Origin of the sequence: Thioalkalivibrio sp. (genome assembly GCF_041685615.1) — a bacterium.
Taxonomy (GTDB): domain Bacteria; phylum Pseudomonadota; class Gammaproteobacteria; order Ectothiorhodospirales; family Ectothiorhodospiraceae; genus Thioalkalivibrio.
Genome location: NZ_JAWLFK010000039.1, coordinates 1 through 21,533 on the forward strand (window position 1 = coordinate 1; position 21,533 = coordinate 21,533).

Genomic DNA, 21,533 nt, shown 5'->3' on the forward strand with positions numbered 1-21,533 from the left:
AGCAGACCGAACCGACCAACGACGAGGAATCCTCCATCACCGACCGGAGCGCCGCCTGAACCAGCGATCACTCATACACCAGACTTGACCATAACTCCTTTGTATCCGGGCGTGCCCCCCCGTTTAGCGAGGCCACCACAGTCTCTCATCCCGGAAACCGCGAAGGGGTTATCCGGGGTCTGCAACGTCGGCGTTGGCAAGGCGTTGGGGTCATCCGGGGGCTGGAGGTCCCGGTTCTCCGCTTCCTGCTAGCGCGGCCCGATGCGCAGGGTCTCGGCGCCCAGAGCTTGCAGGCGGCCGCGCACGCTGAGGCTCAGCGTCGAATGACCGGCCTCCAGCGACGGCTGGCTGGCGGACTCGTCCATCGCTCGCATGGCTATCATTGGCTGTGGGCGGTCGTAGTGTTCATCCGGGAGTTCCACCTCCAGCGTGCGCAGATGCGTGGCCCCCATTGAACGGGCGATCACCCGCGCCTGTTCGTTCATATCCTCCATGGCTTCCTCGATCATGGCTTCGCGGTGCGCCTGGCGTGCCTCGGGGCTCAGCGAAAAGCGAATCTGGCTGACGGTCAGTTCGTGTTGCTGGAGGTTGCCGACCAGCTCGCCCAGGCGGTCGAACTCGCCGCTGGTCAGTTCCAGATTCTGCTCTACCTGCCAGGCGTTGATACGGCTTGCATCCTCGGGGTCATGGAGGGCGCGGGTCGAGTAGCCGATGGTGCGCGCCTCGACCGCGTCGTGTTCTGCCGTGCGTTCCAGTGCGGCCTCCATGTTGCGGTTCAGGGCGGCGGCGGCAGTCGCGGCCTCCGGAGCGCGCGCTTCGGTCGTCATCAGTACGGTCATGCGGTCGTTCTCGACCTGGCGTTCGGCCTTGCCCGTCACGGACAGGGTCGTGCTGCCATCGCTGGAGATGGCGCTTCCCGGGGAGACCAGCGCGAGTACGGCAAGCCCGGTGGCCAGCCAGGTCCGGAAGGGTGCGGGGTGGGTGTGCCTGGTTTGCATGGTCAGATTTTTCCTAGAGGTCGCGCGCAAGCCGGACACCGGCGAACACGTGGCGTTTGTCGGGGGTGAAGAAGTTGCGCATCGTCGAACGCGTAAGCAAGGCATCGCTCCAGGCGCTGCCACCGCGCAGGACGTAATGCTTGCCATCAAACCAGGGGAGGGAGTATTCCTCATAGGGGTAGGGCCGGAACCCAGGGTAGGGCCGAAAGGGGTTCCCACACCATTCCCAGACCTGTCCCGTTCCCCGTAGTCGGCCGGCCTGGGCGGCGTGCTCCCATTCGTGCTCGTGGGGGAGGCGGACCCCCAGCCAGCGGGCGTAGGCGGTGGCCTCGAACCAGGAGAGCCCGACGGCAGGTGCGTGCGGGTCCAGCAGGCGGGTGCCGCTCGGCAGGGTCTGGACCCACGTCCCGTCGGGATCACGGCCCCAGCCCAGTGGGGCCGTGATCCCCGTCTGTTCGAGCCAGGCCCGTCCGGCGTCGCCCCACTGGGGACCGGGGCGATAGCCCCCGGCCTCGACGAACGTGGCGATCTCGGCGTTGGAGACGGGATGCGAAAGGATCGCGTGGGGTGCGATCCGGATGACGTGACGTCCATACTCATTGTCGAAGGCGGTGACCGCCTCGCTTCCGGCGACGTGTTCGCCGCCCGGATGTTCGATCCAGTCGCTGCTGGTGCCCGGTGTGGGGGCGGGCTTTTGCACACTGGTTGGTTCGGGGTTGCGCAGGCGCGCGAACCAGCGGACCTGTTCGATGCTTTCCAGGTGCATCGCGTGGTGTTGAGCGAGAAAGCCCGTCAGGTAGCCGCTGTCGAGCAGGCGGTGCCGGCGCACGTCCGGATGGCTTTGTAGCAGGTCCAGGTGGTGTTGCTGGCATGCCTGCCCCCAGGCCAGCAAGGATGCACGCGGCGGGAGTCTTCCGCCGCGACGCCATTTCGGGCTTTGCTCCGGAAAATAGAGGTCGTGCCAGTCACGCCGGGCGGGCGGCGTTTCACCCAGGATGCGTTCGTGAAGCCACACCGCTTCGATGAAATGGCAGTGGGCGTAATGCCAGCCAATGGGGCTGAGGTCCGGGTGGTACTGATTGCGCCATTCGTGCTCCGGCGTGGCCTGAAGGGCCGCGTTCAGGCGGTCGTGCTGGGCGGTCAGGCATTGCAGGAGGTCCGGTTCGGACCCGTTCGGCAGTGGATGGACGGCGTTCATATCCTGTGGAGGGTGTTACAGCGCCAGGAGTTCCGGCGGTTCATCGGGGTCCAGGATCAGCAGATGGCCGGGCGGAACCGGGCGCCAGCGTTCGCGATCGGTGAGCGGTTCGGAGGCCACCACCACGCCCCCATCGGGAAAGGTCTCGTCATCCGTGGTGTAGTAGAGGCTGGGGCAGGGCGCGTTGATCGCGTGACGACTGGCGATGACACGGCGCCCGTCGGACAGGATCACGTTCAGCAGCGCGGTCTCCTCGCCCAGCCAGGCCTCCAGCGTCGAGAACGCCTCACCCAGGGCCCCTTCCAGCGTGGCGTTTTCGTCGTCGGCGAGATATTGCCGTACCAGCGCAAACAAGTGCTCGGAGTCGGTGGTGCCCTCGATGCTTGCCTCAATCTCCTGGCTGAGGATGTTCTGGATCTGGCGCCGGATATCCGGACGGAAGCGACCGATCAGGCCGTTGTGGCTGTACAGCAAGCCGTCGCGCGCAAAGGGCTGGGCGTTGACCGTGTCACCGCCGAAGCCCGGGGTGGCGCTGCGGATGGCCGCCACCCACAGGGGCTGGGTCATGTCGCTGGCGAGATCCTCCAGGTTCGGATCCTGCCAGAGCGGATCGGCGCGACGGTAATGACGCGGGACCCCGCCCTGGCCGTACCAGCCGAAGCCGAACCCATCGACGTTGACCCGGGCGTACACCAGCTCCTGCGGTGCCATGGCCTGTTCGACCAGGTTATGCGGCGGGTCCAGGATCAGGCTGCGCAGCGCGATCGGCGGACCCAGATAAGCGAGATGTCGGCACATTGGTCAGCGCTTCCCTGGGGGCAGTTGGGGCGTCCGGGGTTTCATGCTAGCGTGCCGCAAACCCTCTCGATACGGAAGCCCGCATGTTCGCCGATCCCAGCGCTGCCCGCTTGACTCCCCGTTACAGCCGCCGGGTGGTGGAGGAACGCGACGCCCACGCCGAGCTGCTGGCCGATTTCCGCGCGGGAATGCTGGAATCCCCGCGATCCCTACCGCCCAAGTATTTCTACGATGCACGGGGGTCGCAGCTGTTCGACGCGATCTGTGATACCCCGGAGTACTACCCCACGCGCCTGGAGGCGGAGCTGCTGGAGCGTCACGCCGGCGCGATCATGGAGGCGTCCGGAGCGCGCACGCTATTCGAGCTGGGCAGCGGCACGTCGCGCAAGACCGAGTATCTGCTGGAGGCCCTGGCCGGGCGGGTGGCACAGCCGCACTACGTTGCGAACGATGTCTGTGGCGAGATCCTGGACGAGGCGGGCGGACGTCTGTTGCAGCGTTTCGAGCAGTTGCAGGTGGACAGCCTGTGCGGGGACTACGCGGCAGCGCTGACACACTTGGCAGATGTCTCCGGGGCGCAGGCCGATGGTCCGCGGTTGTTCGCGTTTCTTGGCAGCAGCCTGGGGAATTTCGAGGACGCCGAGGCGGGGGACCTGCTGCGGCGAATCCGCGAGACCATGAATCCGGAAGACCGGTTGCTGCTCGGGCTGGACCGGATCAAGCCGCGGCCGGTGCTCGAATCGGCCTACAACGATGAAGCGGGTGTGACGGCGGCATTCAACCTGAACCTGCTGGCCGTACTGAATACCGAACTTGGGGCGGACTTCGATTTAGAGGGGTTCGAGCATCGCGCCCCCTTCGTTGAGGCACAGTCGCGCATCGAGATGCATCTGGTGTCGCGCCGCGATCAGGTGGTGCATGTGTCGGAGCCGGAGGCCAGGCTCCAAATTGCGGAAGGCGAGGTGATTCGTACCGAAATCTCGCGCAAGTTCAGCCGCGACGCAGTGGACCGTCTGCTGGCCGTCGCGGGACTCGAGCACGAAGCCGAATGGTCGGCCCCCGAGGATTGGTACTCCCTGTTCCTGCTGCGGCCGGGTGTGGCCTGAGCGGTATGCGGGCACCGCGGCTGGTGCTGGTCCGTCACGCGCAGGCCGGGAACCCCGGCGACTGGGACGGAGCGGACCGCGACCGTCCGCTGACCGCGAAGGGCCAGGTCAGCGCCGTGCGCATGGCGCAGTCCCTCGGAGAGATGCTGCCAGAGTCGGTCGAACTCCTTTGCAGCCCTTACCTGCGTGCTCGGCAGACGGCGATTCCGCTCTCCCAGGCGCTGGACGTCCCGGTACGGCAGAAGAAATGGCTCGCCCCGGGGCAGCCCGCGGGGCTGGAGGTCGAATCCCTGGCCCGTAACCTTCCGGCCGATGGGGGGCTGGTGCTGGTGGGGCATGAACCGGACCTCTCGCTGCTGGCGGGTTGTCTGCTCGGCACCTCCGGCGGGCGGAGTCTCGTGCATATGGGCAAGGGCGATGCCTGCGGCCTGACGGGGCAGTTGCCGGGGCCGATGCAGCTGGTCTGGCATCTGCCCCGGAAGGTTCTGGAGCGGATGGCGGGTGGGGAGGCCAATTGAACATGCAGCCGGGGAATGACGCACAAACAGTCGCGGCGGTCGATCTGGGGTCCAACAGTTTCCACATGATCGTATCCCGGCGTCAGGAGGGCGAGGTCCTGAAGGTCGACCGGCTCAAGGAGATGGTGCGCCTCGCCAGTGGTCTCGATCCGGAGGGCCGACTGGATCCGGAGGTCGCACAGCGGGCCCTGGATTGTCTGGACCGCTTTGGCCAGCGCCTGCGCCAGCTCCCGCGCGGACATGTCCGTGTGGTCGGGACCAACACCCTGCGCCAGATGCGGGAAAGTCGGGTGTTTCTGCGGGCGGCCGAGGAGGCGCTCGGGCATCCGGTGGAGATCATCGCCGGGCGCGAGGAGGCGCGGCTGATCTATCTGGGCGTAGCGCACACGCTGGCGGATGACAGCGGGCGCCGGCTGGTGATGGATATCGGGGGTGGCAGCACGGAGTTCGTCATCGGCGAGCGCTTCGAACCGGTCCTGGCCGAGAGCCTGGAGATGGGCTGCGTGACGTTCACACGGCGTTTCTTCGCGGAGGGCCGCTTGACCCGAAAGGCCTTTGCCGCGGCACAGCTTCGGGCGGAACAGGAGCTTCAGCCGATCGCGAGTGCCTATCGCGCGCAGGGCTGGGATCAGGCACTGGGGGCCTCCGGCACGATCCTGGCGCTCGACCGCATGGTGCACGAGGCGGGGTTGGACGAGGCGCCCGGTGTAAGCCGCGAAAACCTGGAGGCCCTGCGCGATGCGTTGCTCGAGCAGGGGGCGATCGAGGGGCTGAAGTTTCCCGGGCTGGCTGATGACCGGGCACCGGTGATTGCCGGCGGACTGGCCGTGCTCCTGGGATCGTTCGAGGCCCTGGGAATCGAGCGCTTGCATCCCTCGGAAGGGGCTCTGCGCGAGGGCGTGGTGCATGACCTCCTGGGGCGGTTCCGGCACGAGGACGTGCGCGGCCGCACCATCCATACCCTGCGCCGGCGCTTCGCGGTGGATGCGGCGCAGGCCGATCGGGTCCAGGCGACGGTGGCCCGCCTGGTGACGGCCGCGCGCGCTGCCTGGGAGCTCGACGAGGATGATGCCGGGCGGCTGGACTGGGCGGCGGAATTGCACGAGATCGGCCTGGCGCTGGCGCACAGCAAGTACCACAAGCACGGGGAGTATATCCTCGCCTGGGCCGACCTTCCGGGCTTCTCGCAGCCCGAGCAGGCCGAACTGGCGCTGCTGGTCAGGCTTCACCGACGTTCGCTGAAGCCCAAGATGCTGTCCGGCGTGCGCGAGGGCCGCGCCCGCCCCTTGCTGTTGATGGCGGCGTTATTGCGGATTGCGGTGTTGCTGCATCGCTCGCGGGCGCCGGATCCCGTCCCGCTGGAGCGCATCGAGGCGACGACGGAAGGCCTGACGTTGACCTTTGCGGGCGGCTGGCTGGACGCCCACCCCCTTACGCGTGCCGATCTGGAGGTCGAGGGCGTGGAGTGGGCGCGCCACAACCTGGTGCTGGAATTCGGGTGACTCTGCGCCCGGCAATCAAGTAGAAGGAGGCAGGATGCTGAACGTGGTGGTCTGGATCTACGTGTTTGCGGTGCCGGCATGGATTGGCACTGGTGGTCGGCGACCGGGTTCCGTCTTATGCGGCATAATCCACTGCTGGCGCTGCCCTTTCTTTTGAGCTTGGCCTATGTGATCGGCAACGCGATCCTGGTGGCGGGGTTCGGCGGGTTGAGCTAGGCCACCCATGAGGAGAGCCGCACGATCTTCATTACCGACCGAGCGATGATTGCGGTCCAGGCGACGGCAAGCGTCCTGATCGTGGCAACCATTGTGTACGGGCTGAGCATCCGGCGGGTACCCGTGTACTTCATCCGGTTCAGGGTGTATTCCTTCGTCGCGCTGCTGGGTGTCATGGCGCCGATCCTGTGGATCCCGGCCCAGGAGGCGGAGTTCTTCTTCGTCCTGCGTCACGTGCAGTCGATCGGCCTGAACTTCGGGCTGTTCCTGTGCGTGGCGGGGATTGTGGTCCTGCTGCAGGATCTGCTTCGGCACGGCGACGCCGCGGTCAGCCTGCTGGGCGGGATGCACGACGTCCCGCGCTCCGGAACCGGAGCACCGCATGACGCGAAACCCGGGGAGGACCCGCAGGACCCCTGATGCGTGTCAGGGCGCGTCCCTGGCCGGAAGAGTCTCCGACTCCGGGATGCCCAGGCGGTGCAGCAGCTTGCGGCACTCCTCCGATTTCGCCTCACCAGAGGTCAGCAGAAACGCGGCGCGCATGATGGGCAAATGCACGTGGCCACTGCCCAGTCCGAATCCATAGATGGCCCCGACCATCTGCTTTAGCGCGAGGGATAGTCGCAGGTGGGTTTTCAGGGCCCCGGCCATGCGGGCGGGCCAGGGACCGTTGAGCGTGGCCTCGATTTCCGCGGCCGCGAGTTCGCACCCTCGCGTGGCGCAGCGCTGGGCCGTGGCGAGCACGGCGAGCTCCCCCAGTCGATGCATCAGGCCGGCGGTGTAGCACAGCTGGGGATCGGCCTTAAGCTGATGCGCGAGCACCGCCGCCTGCTGGGCTATGGACTCGCTTTGCCCCTGATACTGGTCGATAAAGGGCCGGAGGACTGGATCACGAACGCTGGTGGTCAGGTCCAGCGCCGCTGCCGTAGCCAGGTTCAGGGCGGCAGGGATGCCCAGCACGTTCAGGGCCTCGCGTAACGACGCGTTGGGCGTCCCGGTGTGGCGCAACGTACTGGTATTGGAGGCATCGATCAGGCGCGCCACCAGTGTGGGGATGCCTTGCCAGGCCGTTTCCAGTTCCGACAGCGAGAGTGTGTCCTCGCGGGCTCGCAGATCACGCAAGGCGTCCAGATCGACCGTGGTGGGAAGGGCGAGCCGGCCGACTTCTGCCTCCTGCAAGGCGGCCTCGAGACCGGGCGGGGGTGTCGGGTTGGCGGGTGCGCCCCCGGATGATCCCGCAGTGCGCGCCTCCTGAAGGATTTTTTGCAGGCGCTGTTGGACCAGTTCCGCCCGGAAGGGCTTGGAAATGAATCCGTGGACCCCGTAGCGCGCTGCCTGACGGACACTCTGGCGGTCCGGGGTCTCCGCGACAATCACGACCGGGGTGTCCCGGCCATGGATCGCGGCGCGCCGGAGGAACTCCAGGCCGTCGCCATCCGGCAGGGAGAGTTCCGCCAGAACCAGATCGTACGGACGTTCCTTCCAGTATTGCAGGGCCTCGCCGATCGAATGAGCGTGGAATACGGACGCACCGGCATACAGGCCCTCGACGAGGGTCGTGAGCAGGTCGGCAACCAGCTTGTCGTCTTCGAGGATCAGGATGTTCACGGGATGTGGGCGGCCGGTGGCGGGGCTTCGGAAACGGGCCGCCAAGATCGATGGCCCCGCCCGCTCTGTCAAGCGCCGTGATGATCAAATGCCGGTCAGGTGATGGCGGGGGATCCCGCGAGTCGGGCCAGCAGGGTGTCCTGGGCTGAGAAGGGCGGTTCGCCCCCGTCCGGCCGGATGCGGTGGTAGCTGCCGTCGGGCTGCAGTGCCCAGGCGGTGGAACTGTCCTGCAGGTAGTTGAACAAGGATTCCTGAGCGACGCGGTCGCGCAGTTCCGGATCGCGAACGGGAAAGGCGACCTCGACCCGGCGGAAGAAGTTGCGCGGCATCCAGTCGGCGCTGGAGAGGTACACCTCGGGGTCGCCGCCGTTCTCGAAATAGAACACGCGGGAATGTTCCAGGAACCGCCCCAGCACCGAGCGCACCTCGATGGTTTCCGAGATGCCGGGCATCCCCGGGCGCAGGCTGCAGATGCCGCGCACGACCAGCTGGATGGGGATGCCCGCCTGCGAAGCCTGGTACAGGGCCTGGATGATCCGGGCCTCGTTGAGCGAGTTCATGCGCGCGATAATGCGGGCGGGCTTCCCGGCCTGGTGGTTGTCGATCTCGCGCTGGATCTTCTCCAGCATCGCGTCGTGCAAGCGGAAGGGCGCCTGGAGCAACTGGCGCAGGCGGGTCACCTTGCCCAGGCCGGTGAGCTGAAGGAACACGCGGTGGACGTCCTCGGTGAGCACGGGGTCGGCCGTTAGCAGGCCGAAGTCGGTATAGGCCTTGGCGGTGCCGGAGTGATAGTTCCCGGTGCCGAGGTGGGCGTAGCGGGTGATGCGGTCGCCATCACGGCGCACGACCAGCGCCAGCTTGGCGTGGGTCTTGTAGCCGACCACGCCGTAGGTGACGTGGACCCCCGCGTCCTGCATGCGGTTGGCCAGCTCGATGTTGTCGGCCTCGTCGAAGCGCGCCCGCAGCTCGATCACGACGGTGACCTCCTTGCCGGCCTGCGCCGCCTCGATCAGGATCTCGACCAGCGGCGAGCGGGTGCCGGTGCGGTAGAGCGTCTGCTTGATGGCCAGTACGCGCGGGTCCGCCGCCGCCTGGCGCAGGAAGTCGACCACCGGCATGAACGATTGGTACGGGTGATGCAGCAGCAGCTCCTGGTCGCGGATGCAGGCAAAGATGCCGCTGCCGCTCGTGTCACTGCGGGGCAGGGCCGGGACCAGCGGAGGAAACTTGAGGTCCGGCCGGTCCACCAGCTCGTGCACGGCCATCAGACGGTTCAGGTTGACCAGGCCGGTGACCTGATAAAGGTCGTCCGGGTCCAGGTGGAATTGCTGCAGCAGGAATTCGGCGACTTCCTGTGGACAGTTGTCCGCGACCTCGAGGCGCACGCCGGCGCCATAGTTGCGCTGCGGCAGCTCGCCCTCCAGGGCGTTCAGGAGGTCGTCGATCTCTTCTTCCTGGACGAACAGGTCCGAGTTGCGGGTCAGACGGAACTGGTAGCAACCGGTGACCTTCATTCCCTGGAACAGCTCGTCCACGTGCGCGTGCAGGATGGAAGACAGCAGCACGAAGTCGTTGTCGCCACTGGCGACTTCGCGCGGAAGCCGCACCAGGCGGGGCAGGGAACGCGGGGCCTGGACTACGGCGCGGCCGGATTCGCGCCCGAAGGCATCCTTGCCCTTGAGAGTGACAATGAAATTCAGGCTCTTGTTGAGGATGCGCGGGAATGGATGGGCCGGGTCCAGGCCGATCGGGCTGAGTACCGGCTGGAGTTGTTCGCGAAAGTACTCCCGTACCCAGTCCTGCTGGGCCATGTCCCAGTGCGTGCGGCGCACAAAGTGCACGCCTTCTGCGGCCAGGGCCGGGATCAGTTCATCGTTGAGGGTGCTGTACTGCGCGTCGACGAGTTCGTGGGCAATAGGCGCGATCTGGCGCAGCTGTTCGGCGGCCGAGAGACCATCCGGTCCCGGGGCCTGTACGTTCAGTTCGACCTGCTGGCGCAGGGAACCCACACGGACCTCGAAGAACTCGTCCAGATTGGTGGAGGAGATGCTGAGATAGCGCAGCCGTTCCAGCAGCGGGAAGGTCGGGTCCTGGGCAATGGCGAGGACCCGGCGGTTGAATTCCAGCAGGGACAGTTCGCGATTGAGGAACAGATCAGTTTGAGTCACGTCGGCATCCGGCATGCACGACTCGCGGCAGAATTGGACCCGCCAGTCTATGACGCCATTATGTCATTTCCGTGAACGGGCTTGGGGACCGCGGAGGGGGCGATGCCCCCGGCCCGCGTGCCTGAACTGCGGTACAGGAGCCGGGACGACTATACTTTCCCGCTTGATCATGCAGCGCGGAATGCGCTGCCGTAAGGAGAAGTCCGTTGGCCGAATTTTCCCTGACACTGCATGCCCGCGATGATGCGAACCCGGAGCTGCGCAAGGTCTCGGTGTCCGCCGAAGGCGAGCTGCCCGAGTACGGCCAGGTCTGGGTCTGGGACATCCTCTATGCCCAGCAGCTGTTCGCCCTTGGCGAGGTCCAGGCAGCCCAGGACCTCAAGGAGACTCTGGAGCTCTGGGCGGTGAACATGTCCAGCAAGGTATTCCAGCCCCATGGTCACATCCTGGCGAAGGGCTACCTGGACCTGTCGGAGAACCTGCAGCTGGTGAGTGGCGACGAGGTGCCGACCGCAGCCGACGGGGATCGCCGGGTGGTGGTATCGGTCGATGGGCAGGCTGGACAGCTCCCCGATGTGCGCGTATCCCCGGAGAGCCTGGACGCCGACGAGCGCCAGGATCTTGTGCTGGGGCTGGGGCAGTACTTCAACTTCGAGAATCCGATGTTCGCGCGCGAGCTGCCGATCCATGTGCTGGCCATGCGCAAGTACCATGCGGACATCCAACTTCCGCACACCCGGACCGCTCTGGACGAGGCCCCGTTCTTCGCCATCCAGAAGGCGATGGAGTACTTCCAGGCGGCCAATGAGGGTACCGTCCAGTAGACTGCTCCGGGCCGCGTGCTACGGTTTCCCGATGAGAACCGTCTACTCTGCTGCCGACCCGGTGATGGCCGGGTTCATCGAGAACCTGCTGCAGGAGGCCGGGATCCCGGCCTACGTGAACCAGGCCGGACTCTACAGTGCTGCCGGGGGCATCCCGCCGACCGAGACCTGGGCGCGCATCATGGTGGTGCACGAAGAACAGGCCGAGGAGGCGCGCGCCATCATCCTGGAATACCTCGAAGGTGAACCGGCGCACGATGGCTGTGACTGGAAGTGTCCGCGCTGTGGCGAGGTAATCGAGCCCCAGTTCACCCAGTGCTGGAACTGCGGGCGGGAGAAGCCCCGGAGCTGAGCCCGGTCAGTTGGCCTGTCCGTTGCCATTGTACTGCGCACGAATGCGCTGGATGTAGGTTTGCGTCTCGCGAAACGGCGGTACGCCGCCATGGCGTTCCACCGCCCCGGGCCCTGCGTTGTAGGCGGCCAGCGCGAGATCCAGGTTGCCCTGGAAACGATCGAGCATGGCTGCGAGGTAGCGTGTCCCCCCATTGATGTTCTGGGCGGGGTCGAAGCGATCGGTGACCCCGAGGTCGGCAGCGGTGGCCGGCATCAACTGCATCAGGCCGTGCGCACCCACCCGCGATACCGCCTGCGGATCGAAGCAGGACTCGACGTGTATCACCGATTGCACCAGCGCCGGGTCGACACCTTGGCGGGTGGCGGCCGTGTGGATGAGATCCGCGAACTCTCCACCTCCGCTGGCAAGGGCATGGCGTGCGCGCTCGCCGCAGCGGGCGCGCGCGGTGGGGCGCCCGTAGGTGGCGATCAGCTCCATCCCGTTGTCCTGCCGCTGCTGGTTGGTGACGAGGCGTTCGCCCCCCGGTCCCTGGAACACGAAGATCTGGCTGGGTGACCAGTCGCCACCATCCGGCGCCGGGTTGGCCGCGCCGCTGCGCGCGGGCGGACGGATGGTTTCGTACGGGCCGTCTTGCGGGCGTTCGTCGGTCAGGACGCGGGCGCCGGAGGCATCGCGATAGGTGTAGAGTTCGGCGGTGCTGCTCCCGGCCAGGGACAGACCGGCCAGCAGCACGAGCAGGGGCAGCGGCGACCGCCCGGAATGCTTACCATGGTGCCTTGTGTACAACCCCACCCCTGTTCTCCCTGGCCCCGCTGCGAGCCGAGTACCGATCCCGATGACCGAGACCCCGTTCACAGTCTGCATTATGGCTCCGGAAAGCGCACGGCTTAAAGAGCGGTTGGACGGCCTGCTCGCGGGCGGGGAGATGGTGGCTCCGACCGTGGAGGTGCTGGAGTCGGTCGACTCGACCAACCGTTACCTGCTGGAGATGGCCGCCACCGCCGGAGATGGGCCGCAGGCCTGCGTGGCAATGAACCAGACGGCGGGTCGCGGCCGGCGTGGCCGGACCTGGCACGCGCGACCGGGGGCGAGCCTGGCCCTGTCGCTGGCATGGCCGGTCTCGCGCGGGCGGGTGCCGCCGTCCTACCCGGTCGGTGTGGGCATCGGGGTCATCCAGGCCCTGGAAAGCCTGGGCCTGGAAGGCGTGCGGCTCAAGTGGCCCAACGACCTGATGCTGGATGGTGCCAAGCTGGGCGGGATCCTGGTGGAGCAGCGGATGCCGGGACCGGACCGTCCGGGATGGCTGGTCGCGGGCATCGGGCTTAACCGGGAGGCCGCGGATACGCTGGGGCTGGAGCGCGCGGTGACCGATCTCGCCAGCCACGTCCCCGGAGGGGCGCCGGAGTGGCTGGAACTGGCCGCCCGGGTGATCGAACAGCAATGCCGTCTGCATCCGGTATTGTTGCGCGAGGGGATTGCGCCGCTGGATGCCGAGCTGGAACGGATCGACCTGCTGAGGGGGCAGGCTATCGAGGTGCTGGACGATGGCGCACATGCCCGGGCAGTCGGGATTGATCCGGCCAGCGGCTGCCTGGTCGCGGTGTTCGACGATGGGGCGGTGCGGCACCTGCATTCGGGCGAGGTTTCGGTACGGGGATGTGAACATGGGTGACATCGCGCTGGTGGATATCGGCAGTAGCCGCGTCAAATGGCAGGTACGCAGTCCGGATGGCGACGTGACGGGGTCCGGGGCGACCTCGGAGCCCGCGGGTTGTGTCCGCGCGTTGGCCTCCATGGCGCAGGAGTTGCCAATCGCGGCCGTGTGGGTTTCGCGGGTGGCAGGAGAACGGGGATCGGAGTTTTCCGGGGAACTGTCGGCCGCCGGTCTTCGTGCGTCGGTGCATGCGGTCCAGGCCGCGGCCATCGGGCCGAACGGTCTGCGTAGTGACTATGCCGCAGGGCAACTGGGCGTGGATCGCTACTGCGCGCTGGTGGCCGCGCGCGCCTGCTGTGATATGCCGGTCATCGTGGTCGATGCCGGAACAGCAGTGACCGTGGACGTCCTGCACGCCGACGGCCGGCACGACGGTGGCTACTTGCTGCCGGGGCGACAGCTTGGCTGGGAGGCACTGCAGCCGCGTCTGGCCGATCGTATTGCGCCGCGCGAGGCCACGCAGTGGCCGGAGGACCTCGATCCAGCGCCCGGGCTGAACAGCGCGGATGCGCTCGAGCGAGGATGGGGGCTGGGACTGGCGGGCGCGCTGGATGGCCTGATCGCTCGTTCGCGTACCGTCCTGGGAGCGGACGCGGCCTGCTGGCTGACCGGGGGCGATGCCTACTGGCTTGCGCCGCTGTTGCGCGAGGAGTCGCGAATCTTCCCCAACCTGGTCCTGGACGGGCTCTGGGCGTTGTCGCGTGGGGAGTACGATGTATGCGCTGGTTGATCCTGTTGCTCGCACTGATGAACCTCGGGTTTTTCGCCTGGACCTGGCATGACGGGCGCCTGGACCCGGACCCTTATGCGGGGGTGCCCCCTCTGGAACGCGATCGGGGTGGGGTCGAGCTACTGGATGTGCGACTGGAGCGGCCGGTGGCGGAAGCGGACGAGTCGGGCGACGGCGCGGAGCGAGACTCCTCCTGGTAGCGGCGTTTAGCGGTCACGGCGAGCGACGCGTTCGGCCCGGCGCCGGTCACGGTGGCGTTGCCAGGCGGCCGAAAGTTGGCGGGAAGCCCAGTAGCCGGCCATGGCCGTGGGCGTGGCGATCAACAGGCTGCCCAGCAGGGTATAGGTGATCTCGTCGCCGAACCCTTGCAGATACCAGGCGTCCATGTCGTGGTCGAGGAGCGGGATGTACCAGAAGACCGCTTCCCCGAGTTCATGAAAGGCCCAGTACAGGGGCGCCGTGGTGAAGGGATTGCTGACGAACGAGGCCACGAGGGCCGTTGGAAAATTCCCGGCCAGCGCGATGCAGAGGATGATCATCAACACGGTCTGAAAACCGACCGTCGGGGTCAGTCCGATGAACAGCCCGATGGCGACCCCGCGGGCCATGGCCTCCGGGCCGCTCTTCATGCTCCCGGCTGCATGCAGCCCGGAATGCAGGCGCGGATGCCGGGCCAGCCAGTTGTGGGCGCGCCAGCGCAAGGCCCGCCAGCGGATGCTGGCCCGCCTCAGCATGGCCGCGGGTACCTCAGGCTGCCCCCCACCGGGACGCGGTCTCGGGCGTCCAGCCGACGGTGATCGCATTGTCCTGTTCAACGACGGGGCGCTTCATGAGCGCCGGGTGTTCGAGTAACAGCGCGATGGCGCGTTCCGCGTCCACTCCCTCGCGGTCGGCCTCGGACAGTTGGCGCCAGGTCGTGCCGCGCCGGTTGACCAGGGTCTCCCAGCCGACTGCCTCGACCCAGCCGCGCAGCCGGTCCGCTGCCAGTCCGTCCTTGCGAACGTCCACGAAGCGATAGGCCACGCCGGCCGCATCCAGCGACCGGCGGGCCTTGCGGACGGTATCGCAGTTGGCGATGCCGTAGAGCGCGATCTCAGACATCGCGCAGCAGGGCGTTGAGGCCGACCTTGGCCTTGGTCTTCTCGTCCACGCGCTTCACGATCACCGCGCAGTACAGCGAGTACTTGCCGTCCCTGGAGGGCAGGGTGCCGGAGACCACCACGGAACCCGCGGGGACTCGGCCGTAGAGGATCTCGTCGTTCTCGCGGTCGTAGATGCGGGTGGACTGGCCCAGATAGACACCCATGGAGATGACCGCGCCTTCCTCGACGATCACGCCCTCGACCACCTCGGAGCGTGCGCCGATGAAGCAGTTGTCCTCGATGATGGTCGGGGCGGCCTGCAGCGGCTCCAGCACGCCGCCGATGCCCACACCACCGGAGAGGTGCACGTTCTTGCCGATCTGGGCGCAGGAGCCAACGGTGGCCCAGGTGTCCACCATCGTGCCTTCATCGACATAGGCGCCGATGTTCACGTAGGACGGCATCAGCACGGTGTTGGGTGCGATGAAGCTCCCGCGACGGGCGGTGGCCGGCGGCACGACGCGGACGCCCGACTCGCGAAAGTCACGGCTGGAGGTATCCGCGTACTTGGACGGGACCTTGTCGTAATAGTTGGTGAAGCCGCCCTTGATGAACTCGTTCTCGGAGATGCGGAAAGACAGCAGCACGGCCTTCTTGAGCCATTCGTTCACCACCCACTCGCCGCCCTGCTTCTCGGCGACGCGGGCGCGGCCGGTGTCCAGCATCTCCAGCGCCTCGTTCACGGCATCGCGGACGTTGGTTTCCACGTTGCGCGGATTGATGTCGGCGCGGCGTTCGAAGGCGGTTTCGATGGTGCTCTGGATATCGGACATTAAGAATTTCCTTTAAGACAATGAAAGTGCGTTAGAAATTATTGAAATATTGCCGCGATCCGTTCTGCGGCCTCGGTGCAGGAGGCGGGTTCGGCGACCAGCGCCATGCGCACATGCCCGGCGCCGGGATTGTGCCCGGTGTGAGGGGCGGTGCGGGAGAGGTAGCGCCCGGGGAGGACCGTGACCCCGGCCTCGCTGTACAGCCGGCGGGCAAAACCCTCGTCGTCCCCGTCCGGCACACGTGGCCACAGGTAAAAGCCGGCGGCCGGCGTCCGCACGTCGAGGACCGGTTCCAGGATGGGTACCACTGCGGCGAACTTCTCGGCGTACAGGGCGCGATTCTCCGCCACATGCGCCTCGTCCGACCAGGCCGCGCGGCTGACGGCCTGGGTCGGCGGGGGCAGGGTGCAGCCGTGATAGGTGCGGTAGAGTGCGAAGCTTCCCAGCAACTCGGCGTTTCCGGCCACGAAACCGGACCGCAGCCCCGGGAGGTTGGAGCGTTTGGACAGGCTGTGAAACACGATGCAGCGCTCGAAGGTGGTATTACCCATTCGGGCGGCAGCCCCGAGCAGGCCGGCAGGCGGTTCGGCATCAGGGTGGTAGATCTCGGAATAGCATTCGTCCGCCGCGATGATGAAGTCGTGGCGTTCGGCCAGGCGGATCAGATCCTGCATCGCGGCCTCGGACATGCAGGCCCCGGCCGGATTGCCCGGATTGCAGATGTAGACGAGCTGCACGCCCTCCCAGGTGGCTGCATCGATTGCCGAGAAATCGGGCAGGTAGCCATTCTCCGGCGCCAGGTCGTAGAAGGCCGGCTCGGCCCCGGCGAGCAGTGCTGCGCCCTCGTAGATCTGGTAGAACGGATTCGGCATCAGCACGCGGGCGCCGGGTTTGTCCGCCACGACCGCCTGGGCGATCGCGAACAGGGCCTCGCGCGTTCCGCTGACCGGCAGTATCTGCCGTTCCGCGTCCACATTGGCGAGATCAAATCGCCGTTGCAGCCACGCCGCGATGGTCTCGCGCAGGGCCGGTTCGCCGCGCGTGGTCGGGTAGTGGTTGAAGCCCTGAAGGGAGGCCCGCAGGACGGGTTCGACAAAGTCGGGCAGCGCGTGACGCGGCTCGCCAATCGAGAGCGCAATGGGCTCCCCGTCCGTGGGCGGTTGCAGGTCCGCGAACAGCCGGCGCAGGCGTTCGAACGGATAGGGCTGTAGCCGGTCCAGGCGCGGGTTCATGGCGGCTCGGGCGTCGTGGTCGGAGTTGAACGGAAGACCGCGCAGTATACCGGGCCTCGATGCCCCGCGGGAAAACCCCGCTAGACCGGTGGCGAACGGTTCAATCTGCGTGGAAGCGACAGCCCGCCAGGGGAGCCTTTCACTGCCAGGCCAAAGCGGCTCAGGCTGAACATAAGGCGGGGTCCTTGCGGGCCCCGATTGTGTATTGCGATCTTGGCAGATCCCGTGAGTCGGCTCAGTCGGTCAGGAACACGGGTTCCTGGTCTGGTGGCATCTGTTCCAGTTCCTCCTGCGTGAGCATGGCGTAGATCTCGATCAGCGTGCCGTCCGGGTCCTTCAGCCACAGTTCGTGCAGGGGCGTGCCACGCCAGGTGGTGCGCGGCGGCTTCTCGACGTGAAAGTCGTTGTTCCGCGCGGACTGCCAGGCGCGTACCACCGTGTGCTTGTCCGCCACACCCATCCCCAGATGAAACAGCGTGTCGTGATGCAGGGTCATGCCGTCGCTGACCAGCAGCACGAAGTTGGTGCGGGTATCCGGGCGCAGGAAGGTCACATAGCGGTGGGTCCACTCGGCGGGTTCGACGCCGAACAGCCAGGTGTAGAAGCGTGCGGAGGCCGCCAGGTCGTGCACGCGGATGCTCCCGTGCAGCTCCTGTGATGCGAATCCCGGGTCGAGGTCGCGCACCGCCTGCAGGATGCGGATGCGCTCGCGCAGCTTGGGCTCGATCTCGCCGTCGACGTCGTCGGGTCCGAGATTGTCGAACAGCAGATCCCAGTTGTAGAAGTCGGCCCCCATCTCGCGCAGGGTGCGCGAGGCGGTCTTGTCCAGCGATACCGGCTTGACGGGGCCGGGTACCTCCACGGTCACCGGGTCGGGATACAGGCCGAACTCGTTCAGCACACGTTCGAGGAGGGTCTGGTAGCGGGGTCCGAGTGCGCCAATGACAGGCAGGGGCTGGGGCATCAGAGGTTCCTCCAGGAGTATTTGACAATATTTCAATCCTAATTGAATATTCGAAATATGGACAAGGGTACTGCCACCAACATGTTCGAGTCGCTGTCTTCCGGCATTCGCCTGGACATTGTTCGCCTGCTGGTACGTTACGGCCATGAGGGGCTCGTCGCCGGCGAGCTTGCCGAGACGCTGGAACTGCCGCGCACCAACCTCTCGTTCCACCTCAAGACCCTGACCCAGGCGGGCCTGCTGAGCGTGACACAGGAAGGGCGCTATCAGCGCTATCGCGCGAATCTCGACGCGATGCGGGATCTGGTGGCCTATCTCACGGAAAACTGCTGTGCAGCCGAGGCCGATGGTTGCGTGCTACCTGTTGCTCGGAACTGTGCAGGGTAGACAGAAGACACACCATCGGTGCACTAGCGGGGCCGGAAAGTACGATAAAGCACACGCCGGGGCGGCCGTCCAAATGACCGGAAATGACGGGGTCAGCCTGCGTTCACCGGAGATCACCGAGAGGGCCCCGAGCGTCCTTACGACTTCGTTACTCGAGGAGACTGATTTATGAAACGCATGCATCTGCACGTATCCGTGCCGGAGCTGGAGCCGGCGATCCGCTTCTACTCGCAGTTGTTCGCGGCGGAGCCGAGCGTGGTCAAGGGCGACTACGCAAAATGGCTGCTGGATGACCCGCGGGTCAATTTCGCGGTGTCGGCCCGCGGTGCACCGGTGGGTTTGAACCATCTCGGCATTCAGGCCGAAGAGGCGGCTGAGCTCGAGGAGCTGGGCCAGCGCCTGGACGACATCGACGCGGATGTGCGCGAGGAGATGGGCACGCTTTGCTGCTACGCGCAGTCCGACAAGTACTGGACTACCGATCCGGCCGGGATCGCCTGGGAGAGCTATCACACGCTCGGGAGCATCCCGATGTTCGGCGCACAGGATGAAGGCGCGGGCGATTGCTGCGTACCGGAAGGGGCGTCAAGCGGTGCGTGCCAGCCAGCCCGTGACGATGAAGCCAAGGGCCGCTGCTGACGCGATACCCCGGCAGACATGGAGGAAGCAATGACCGACCGGAATGCCTCCGTCGAGGAGATCTCGGCGAAGGAAGGCATGGGGATCTTCGAGCGTTACCTGAGCGTGTGGGTGGTGCTGTGCATCGTGGCGGGCGTCGCGCTGGGGCAGCTCCTGCCTGTTGTTCCGGAGACGCTCTCGCAGTGGGAGTACGCGCAGGTCTCCATCCCGGTGGCGATCCTGATCTGGGCGATGATCTACCCGATGATGGTGCAGATCGATTTCTCCGCCATCCTCGGCGTGCGCCGAGAGCCGAAGGGCCTGGCCATCACCACCTCGGTGAACTGGCTGATCAAGCCATTCACCATGTTCGCGATCGCGTGGTTCTTCTTCCTGGTGGTGTACGCCCCCTGGATCTCGGAGGATCTGGGGCGCGACTACCTGGCCGGGGCGATCCTGCTGGGTGCGGCGCCATGTACCGCGATGGTGTTTGTCTGGAGCTATCTGACGCGCGGTGATGCCGCCTACACGCTGGTGCAGGTGGCCGCGAACGACATCATCATGCTGTTTGCCTTTGCCCCCATCGTGGTGTTGCTGCTGGGCGTGTCCAACATCCACGTGCCGTGGGACACGGTGGCGCTGTCGGTGGTGCTGTACATCGTGATCCCGTTCACCGCCGGCTACCTGACGCGCATCGGGTTGATCCGCAGGAAGGGCATCGAGTGGTTCGACAACGTGTTCATGAAACGCCTCGGGCCGGTTACGCCGATCGGTCTGCTGGTGACGCTGGTCCTGCTGTTCGCCTTCCAGGGCGAGCGCATCCTGGAGAACCCCGGGCATATCGCGCTGATCGCGATCCCGCTGATCATCCAGACCTTCCTCGTGTTCTACATCGCCTATTACTGGGCCAAGGCCTGGCGCGTGCGTCACGCGGTGGCGGCCCCCGGCGCGATGATCGGCGCGAGCAACTTCTTCGAGCTGGCGGTGGCCGCGGCGATCGCGATGTTCGGCCTGCAGTCGGGTGCGGCGCTGGTGACGGTGGTGGGTGTGCTGGTCGAGGTGCCGCTGATGCTGGCATTGGTGCGCATCGCCAATCGCACCCGCCACTGGTTCCCGGTCGAAACCGAGGCGAAGCCGGCGTGACCGCGATCACCCTGACCGAAGCCGCGCGCGAGTGGCTGGCCGGGCAGGGTGGCGAGGTGGTGCTGCGGCTGTCCACGCGCCACGGCTGCTGTGGCGGCCAGGCGGCGGTGCCCGTGGCCGAGCCGCGCGCCCCGCGTATCGCGGATGGATACAGCGAGCGCGACATCGGCGGCATCCGGGTTCACCTGGCCGATGGTCTGGGACCGGGCCCCTACCGGATTGACGTCGAGGGCCTTTTTCGCTGGCGCCGCCTGGTGGTGGAAGGGGCGATGGGGCGGCGTTAGTCATCGGGGCTGGGGGGCGGGATGTCCAGACGTCTTCAGGGCGCGGTGGATCAATGCCCCGGTGACGGACGTTGTCGACACCGTGATCATCGGCGCCCGATTTCCGCGTTCGGTCTCTTCCTTACGGCCGGCGAGGCCGGGTGTACCAGAACCAGCTGAGGCGGCGGGAGCGCAGGCTCCAGGGGAACAGCAGGACCTGCAGCACGACCAGGAGGTGGCGCGTGGGGTTGAACCAGTCCGCCTTGCGGCCGGAGGTCAGGACGGGCGTGTCCAGGATCTCGACGTGCTGGCCGTGCGTGCGGCCCCAGCGGCGCAGGGCGCGGGACAGGAAAACCTCTTCCCCGGCGTACACGCGCTCGCTGAAGCCGCCAACTGCTGCGAAGGCCTCGCGGGTGGAGAAGACGTAGCAGCCCGCGGCCAGCCCCAGGCGCGCGGAGAGCGTATTCCATGTACGCGCGCCCCATCGGTAAATGCGGTGATTCAGGTGGTCGAAGTCCACCGGTGCGCCACCCCCGCAGACCTGGCCGCTGTCCAGGGCGGTCAGCGTGGCCTGCAGCAGGTCACGGTCCGGCCAGGTGTCGGCGTCCACGAACAGCAGGTAGCCCCCGTTGGCGGCCTCCGCGCCGGCATTGCGGGCGCGGCTGATCCTGCGTTCCGGCTCGAAGACGACGCGGCAGCCCGCGCGCTGCGCGATTTGCGGTGTCGTGTCCGTGGAGGCGTTGTCGACCACGATGATCTCGCTGGAGCGGTCGAGGCCGGAGAGGGCGTTCTGAACCGCCGTCAGGGTTCGTGGCAGCCACTCGGCCTCGTTCCAGGCCGGGATAATGACCGACAGGGCGGGAGCGCGGGCCACGCAGCGGCCGGGATCAGTAAGTCGGCATGTGGGGGTCGACGTCGCGTGCCCAGGCGTCGATCCCGCCGGACAGGTTGATGACGTTCTTGAACCCGATGCGGTCCAGGAACCCGCACACCTGCTGACTGCGCACCCCGTGATGGCAGATCACCACGATCTCGTCCTCCGGATTCAGATCCTGATACCCCGTCGGGATCTGCCCCATCGGAAGCAGCTGCGAGCCTTCGATATGGCAACGCTGGTACTCCCAGGGCTCGCGCACATCGAGCAGTGTCGGCGGGGTATCCGCTCGCGAGAGAAGGTCGTGCAATTCGCTGGGAGACATCTGGTGCATGGGTCGGATCCGTGCCTTGTCCGGCCTGTCACGCTATGACCCGATCACGAGATTGGCAAGTAGGGGGA

At 66.5% G+C, this 21,533-nt stretch carries 25 protein-coding genes and 1 pseudogene; 13 read left to right on the forward strand and 13 right to left on the reverse strand.

From position 1 onward, the window contains the following. Positions 1 to 248: 248 nt before the first annotated feature. Genes ACESLR_RS08805 through egtC form a run of 3 tightly spaced genes read right to left on the reverse strand, consistent with a single transcriptional unit; the run spans position 249 to position 2,994 of the window. Entirely contained in the window at positions 249 to 998 is a 750-nt protein-coding gene (locus tag ACESLR_RS08805; RefSeq protein WP_373025519.1) for an SIMPL domain-containing protein, read from the reverse strand. 13 nt (positions 999 to 1,011) lie between these two features. Then, positions 1,012 to 2,196 carry an SUMF1/EgtB/PvdO family nonheme iron enzyme gene (locus ACESLR_RS08810; RefSeq protein ID WP_373025520.1) on the reverse strand — a complete coding sequence of 395 codons (1,185 nt, stop codon included), beginning with the start codon at positions 2,194 to 2,196 and terminating at the stop codon, positions 1,012 to 1,014. A 15-nt stretch (positions 2,197 to 2,211) separates the two neighbouring features. Next, entirely contained in the window at positions 2,212 to 2,994 is a 783-nt protein-coding gene (gene egtC / locus ACESLR_RS08815; protein WP_373025521.1) for an ergothioneine biosynthesis protein EgtC, read from the reverse strand. Positions 2,995 to 3,077: 83 nt separating this feature from the next. On the opposite strand from egtC, the gene egtD reads away from it, so the two are divergent. The 4 genes and pseudogenes from egtD (at position 3,078) to ACESLR_RS08835 (ending at position 6,756) form a co-directional block, all read left to right on the forward strand. Then, complete coding sequence (egtD, locus tag ACESLR_RS08820) at positions 3,078 to 4,100, forward strand: L-histidine N(alpha)-methyltransferase (RefSeq protein ID WP_373025522.1); 1,023 nt, start codon at positions 3,078 to 3,080, stop codon at positions 4,098 to 4,100. 5 nt (positions 4,101 to 4,105) lie between these two features. Beyond that, the gene (locus tag ACESLR_RS08825) at positions 4,106 to 4,618 is read left to right on the forward strand and encodes a SixA phosphatase family protein (RefSeq protein WP_373025523.1); all 513 of its coding nucleotides are present in this window, start codon (positions 4,106 to 4,108) and stop codon (positions 4,616 to 4,618) included. Between the two features lie 2 nt (positions 4,619 to 4,620). Then, entirely contained in the window at positions 4,621 to 6,120 is a 1,500-nt protein-coding gene (locus ACESLR_RS08830) for an exopolyphosphatase (protein ID WP_373025541.1), read from the forward strand. 34 nt (positions 6,121 to 6,154) lie between these two features. After that, positions 6,155 to 6,756 (forward strand): annotated as a pseudogene (locus ACESLR_RS08835) (hypothetical protein). A gap of 6 nt (positions 6,757 to 6,762) precedes the next feature. Here the strand turns inward: ACESLR_RS08835 and ACESLR_RS08840 are convergent. Together ACESLR_RS08840 and ppk1 are read right to left on the reverse strand one after the other, a co-directional pair. Beyond that, a complete protein-coding gene (locus ACESLR_RS08840) occupies positions 6,763 to 7,944 on the reverse strand; it encodes a response regulator (RefSeq protein WP_373025524.1) in 1,182 nt (393 codons plus the stop codon). A 95-nt stretch (positions 7,945 to 8,039) separates the two neighbouring features. Beyond that, positions 8,040 to 10,127, reverse strand: coding sequence for a polyphosphate kinase 1 (ppk1, locus tag ACESLR_RS08845; protein ID WP_373025525.1), 2,088 nt, complete (start codon positions 10,125 to 10,127; stop codon positions 8,040 to 8,042). Between the two features lie 191 nt (positions 10,128 to 10,318). Here ppk1 and ACESLR_RS08850 point away from each other — a divergent pair, with 191 nt between their 5' ends. Then, positions 10,319 to 10,936 carry a hypothetical protein gene (locus ACESLR_RS08850; protein ID WP_373025526.1) on the forward strand — a complete coding sequence of 206 codons (618 nt, stop codon included), beginning with the start codon at positions 10,319 to 10,321 and terminating at the stop codon, positions 10,934 to 10,936. 31 nt (positions 10,937 to 10,967) lie between these two features. Next, positions 10,968 to 11,288 (forward strand): DUF2007 domain-containing protein, encoded by a 321-nt coding sequence (locus tag ACESLR_RS08855; RefSeq protein ID WP_373025527.1) that lies wholly within the window; start codon positions 10,968 to 10,970, stop codon positions 11,286 to 11,288. Between the two features lie 6 nt (positions 11,289 to 11,294). Here ACESLR_RS08855 and ACESLR_RS08860 read toward each other — a convergent pair whose 3' ends face one another. After that, positions 11,295 to 12,017 (reverse strand): lytic transglycosylase domain-containing protein, encoded by a 723-nt coding sequence (locus tag ACESLR_RS08860; RefSeq protein WP_373025542.1) that lies wholly within the window; start codon positions 12,015 to 12,017, stop codon positions 11,295 to 11,297. Positions 12,018 to 12,156: 139 nt separating this feature from the next. Between ACESLR_RS08860 and ACESLR_RS08865 the strand changes: the two genes are divergently transcribed. From ACESLR_RS08865 to ACESLR_RS08875, 3 genes are read left to right on the forward strand one after another with little or no spacing between them, the layout of a single operon-like run. Next, entirely contained in the window at positions 12,157 to 12,963 is an 807-nt protein-coding gene (locus ACESLR_RS08865; protein ID WP_373054407.1) for a biotin--[acetyl-CoA-carboxylase] ligase, read from the forward strand. Then, positions 12,956 to 13,735, forward strand: a complete 780-nt coding sequence (locus ACESLR_RS08870) for a type III pantothenate kinase (RefSeq protein ID WP_373067036.1) — start codon at positions 12,956 to 12,958, stop codon at positions 13,733 to 13,735. Before ACESLR_RS08865 ends, ACESLR_RS08870 begins: the two co-directional genes overlap by 8 nt. Further along, entirely contained in the window at positions 13,723 to 13,935 is a 213-nt protein-coding gene (locus ACESLR_RS08875) for a hypothetical protein (RefSeq protein WP_373025529.1), read from the forward strand. The genes ACESLR_RS08870 and ACESLR_RS08875 overlap by 13 nt, the downstream gene beginning before the upstream one ends. 6 nt (positions 13,936 to 13,941) lie before the next feature. Here ACESLR_RS08875 and ACESLR_RS08880 read toward each other — a convergent pair whose 3' ends face one another. From ACESLR_RS08880 to ACESLR_RS08900, 5 genes are all read right to left on the reverse strand, one after another. After that, positions 13,942 to 14,469 carry a DUF2062 domain-containing protein gene (locus ACESLR_RS08880; RefSeq protein WP_373067040.1) on the reverse strand — a complete coding sequence of 176 codons (528 nt, stop codon included), beginning with the start codon at positions 14,467 to 14,469 and terminating at the stop codon, positions 13,942 to 13,944. Between the two features lie 13 nt (positions 14,470 to 14,482). Continuing rightward, entirely contained in the window at positions 14,483 to 14,836 is a 354-nt protein-coding gene (locus tag ACESLR_RS08885; protein ID WP_373025531.1) for an ArsC family reductase, read from the reverse strand. Next, a complete protein-coding gene (dapD, locus tag ACESLR_RS08890; RefSeq protein ID WP_373067044.1) occupies positions 14,829 to 15,650 on the reverse strand; it encodes a 2,3,4,5-tetrahydropyridine-2,6-dicarboxylate N-succinyltransferase in 822 nt (273 codons plus the stop codon). Before dapD ends, ACESLR_RS08885 begins: the two co-directional genes overlap by 8 nt. A gap of 38 nt (positions 15,651 to 15,688) precedes the next feature. Next, the gene (dapC, locus tag ACESLR_RS08895; protein ID WP_373025533.1) at positions 15,689 to 16,882 is read right to left on the reverse strand and encodes a succinyldiaminopimelate transaminase; all 1,194 of its coding nucleotides are present in this window, start codon (positions 16,880 to 16,882) and stop codon (positions 15,689 to 15,691) included. Positions 16,883 to 17,117: 235 nt separating this feature from the next. Then, a complete protein-coding gene (locus ACESLR_RS08900) occupies positions 17,118 to 17,846 on the reverse strand; it encodes a VOC family protein (protein WP_373025534.1) in 729 nt (242 codons plus the stop codon). A 57-nt stretch (positions 17,847 to 17,903) separates the two neighbouring features. Here ACESLR_RS08900 and ACESLR_RS08905 point away from each other — a divergent pair, with 57 nt between their 5' ends. The 4 genes from ACESLR_RS08905 (at position 17,904) to ACESLR_RS08920 (ending at position 20,278) form a co-directional block, all read left to right on the forward strand. Continuing rightward, positions 17,904 to 18,233 (forward strand): ArsR/SmtB family transcription factor, encoded by a 330-nt coding sequence (locus tag ACESLR_RS08905; protein WP_373025535.1) that lies wholly within the window; start codon positions 17,904 to 17,906, stop codon positions 18,231 to 18,233. Positions 18,234 to 18,401: 168 nt separating this feature from the next. Then, positions 18,402 to 18,872 (forward strand): ArsI/CadI family heavy metal resistance metalloenzyme, encoded by a 471-nt coding sequence (locus tag ACESLR_RS08910; protein WP_373025536.1) that lies wholly within the window; start codon positions 18,402 to 18,404, stop codon positions 18,870 to 18,872. Positions 18,873 to 18,902: 30 nt separating this feature from the next. Next, positions 18,903 to 19,994 (forward strand): ACR3 family arsenite efflux transporter, encoded by a 1,092-nt coding sequence (gene arsB, locus ACESLR_RS08915; RefSeq protein WP_373025537.1) that lies wholly within the window; start codon positions 18,903 to 18,905, stop codon positions 19,992 to 19,994. Then, positions 19,991 to 20,278: a CC/Se motif family (seleno)protein gene (locus tag ACESLR_RS08920; protein WP_373025538.1), complete on the forward strand. Its 288-nt coding sequence runs from the start codon at positions 19,991 to 19,993 to the stop codon at positions 20,276 to 20,278. The genes arsB and ACESLR_RS08920 overlap by 4 nt, the downstream gene beginning before the upstream one ends. Positions 20,279 to 20,399: 121 nt before the next feature. Here the strand turns inward: ACESLR_RS08920 and ACESLR_RS08925 are convergent, their stop codons facing one another. Beyond that, complete coding sequence (locus tag ACESLR_RS08925; protein WP_373025539.1) at positions 20,400 to 21,131, reverse strand: glycosyltransferase; 732 nt, start codon at positions 21,129 to 21,131, stop codon at positions 20,400 to 20,402. A gap of 13 nt (positions 21,132 to 21,144) precedes the next feature. Then, positions 21,145 to 21,465 carry a rhodanese-like domain-containing protein gene (locus ACESLR_RS08930; RefSeq protein WP_373025540.1) on the reverse strand — a complete coding sequence of 107 codons (321 nt, stop codon included), beginning with the start codon at positions 21,463 to 21,465 and terminating at the stop codon, positions 21,145 to 21,147. Positions 21,466 to 21,533: the final 68 nt, after the last annotated feature.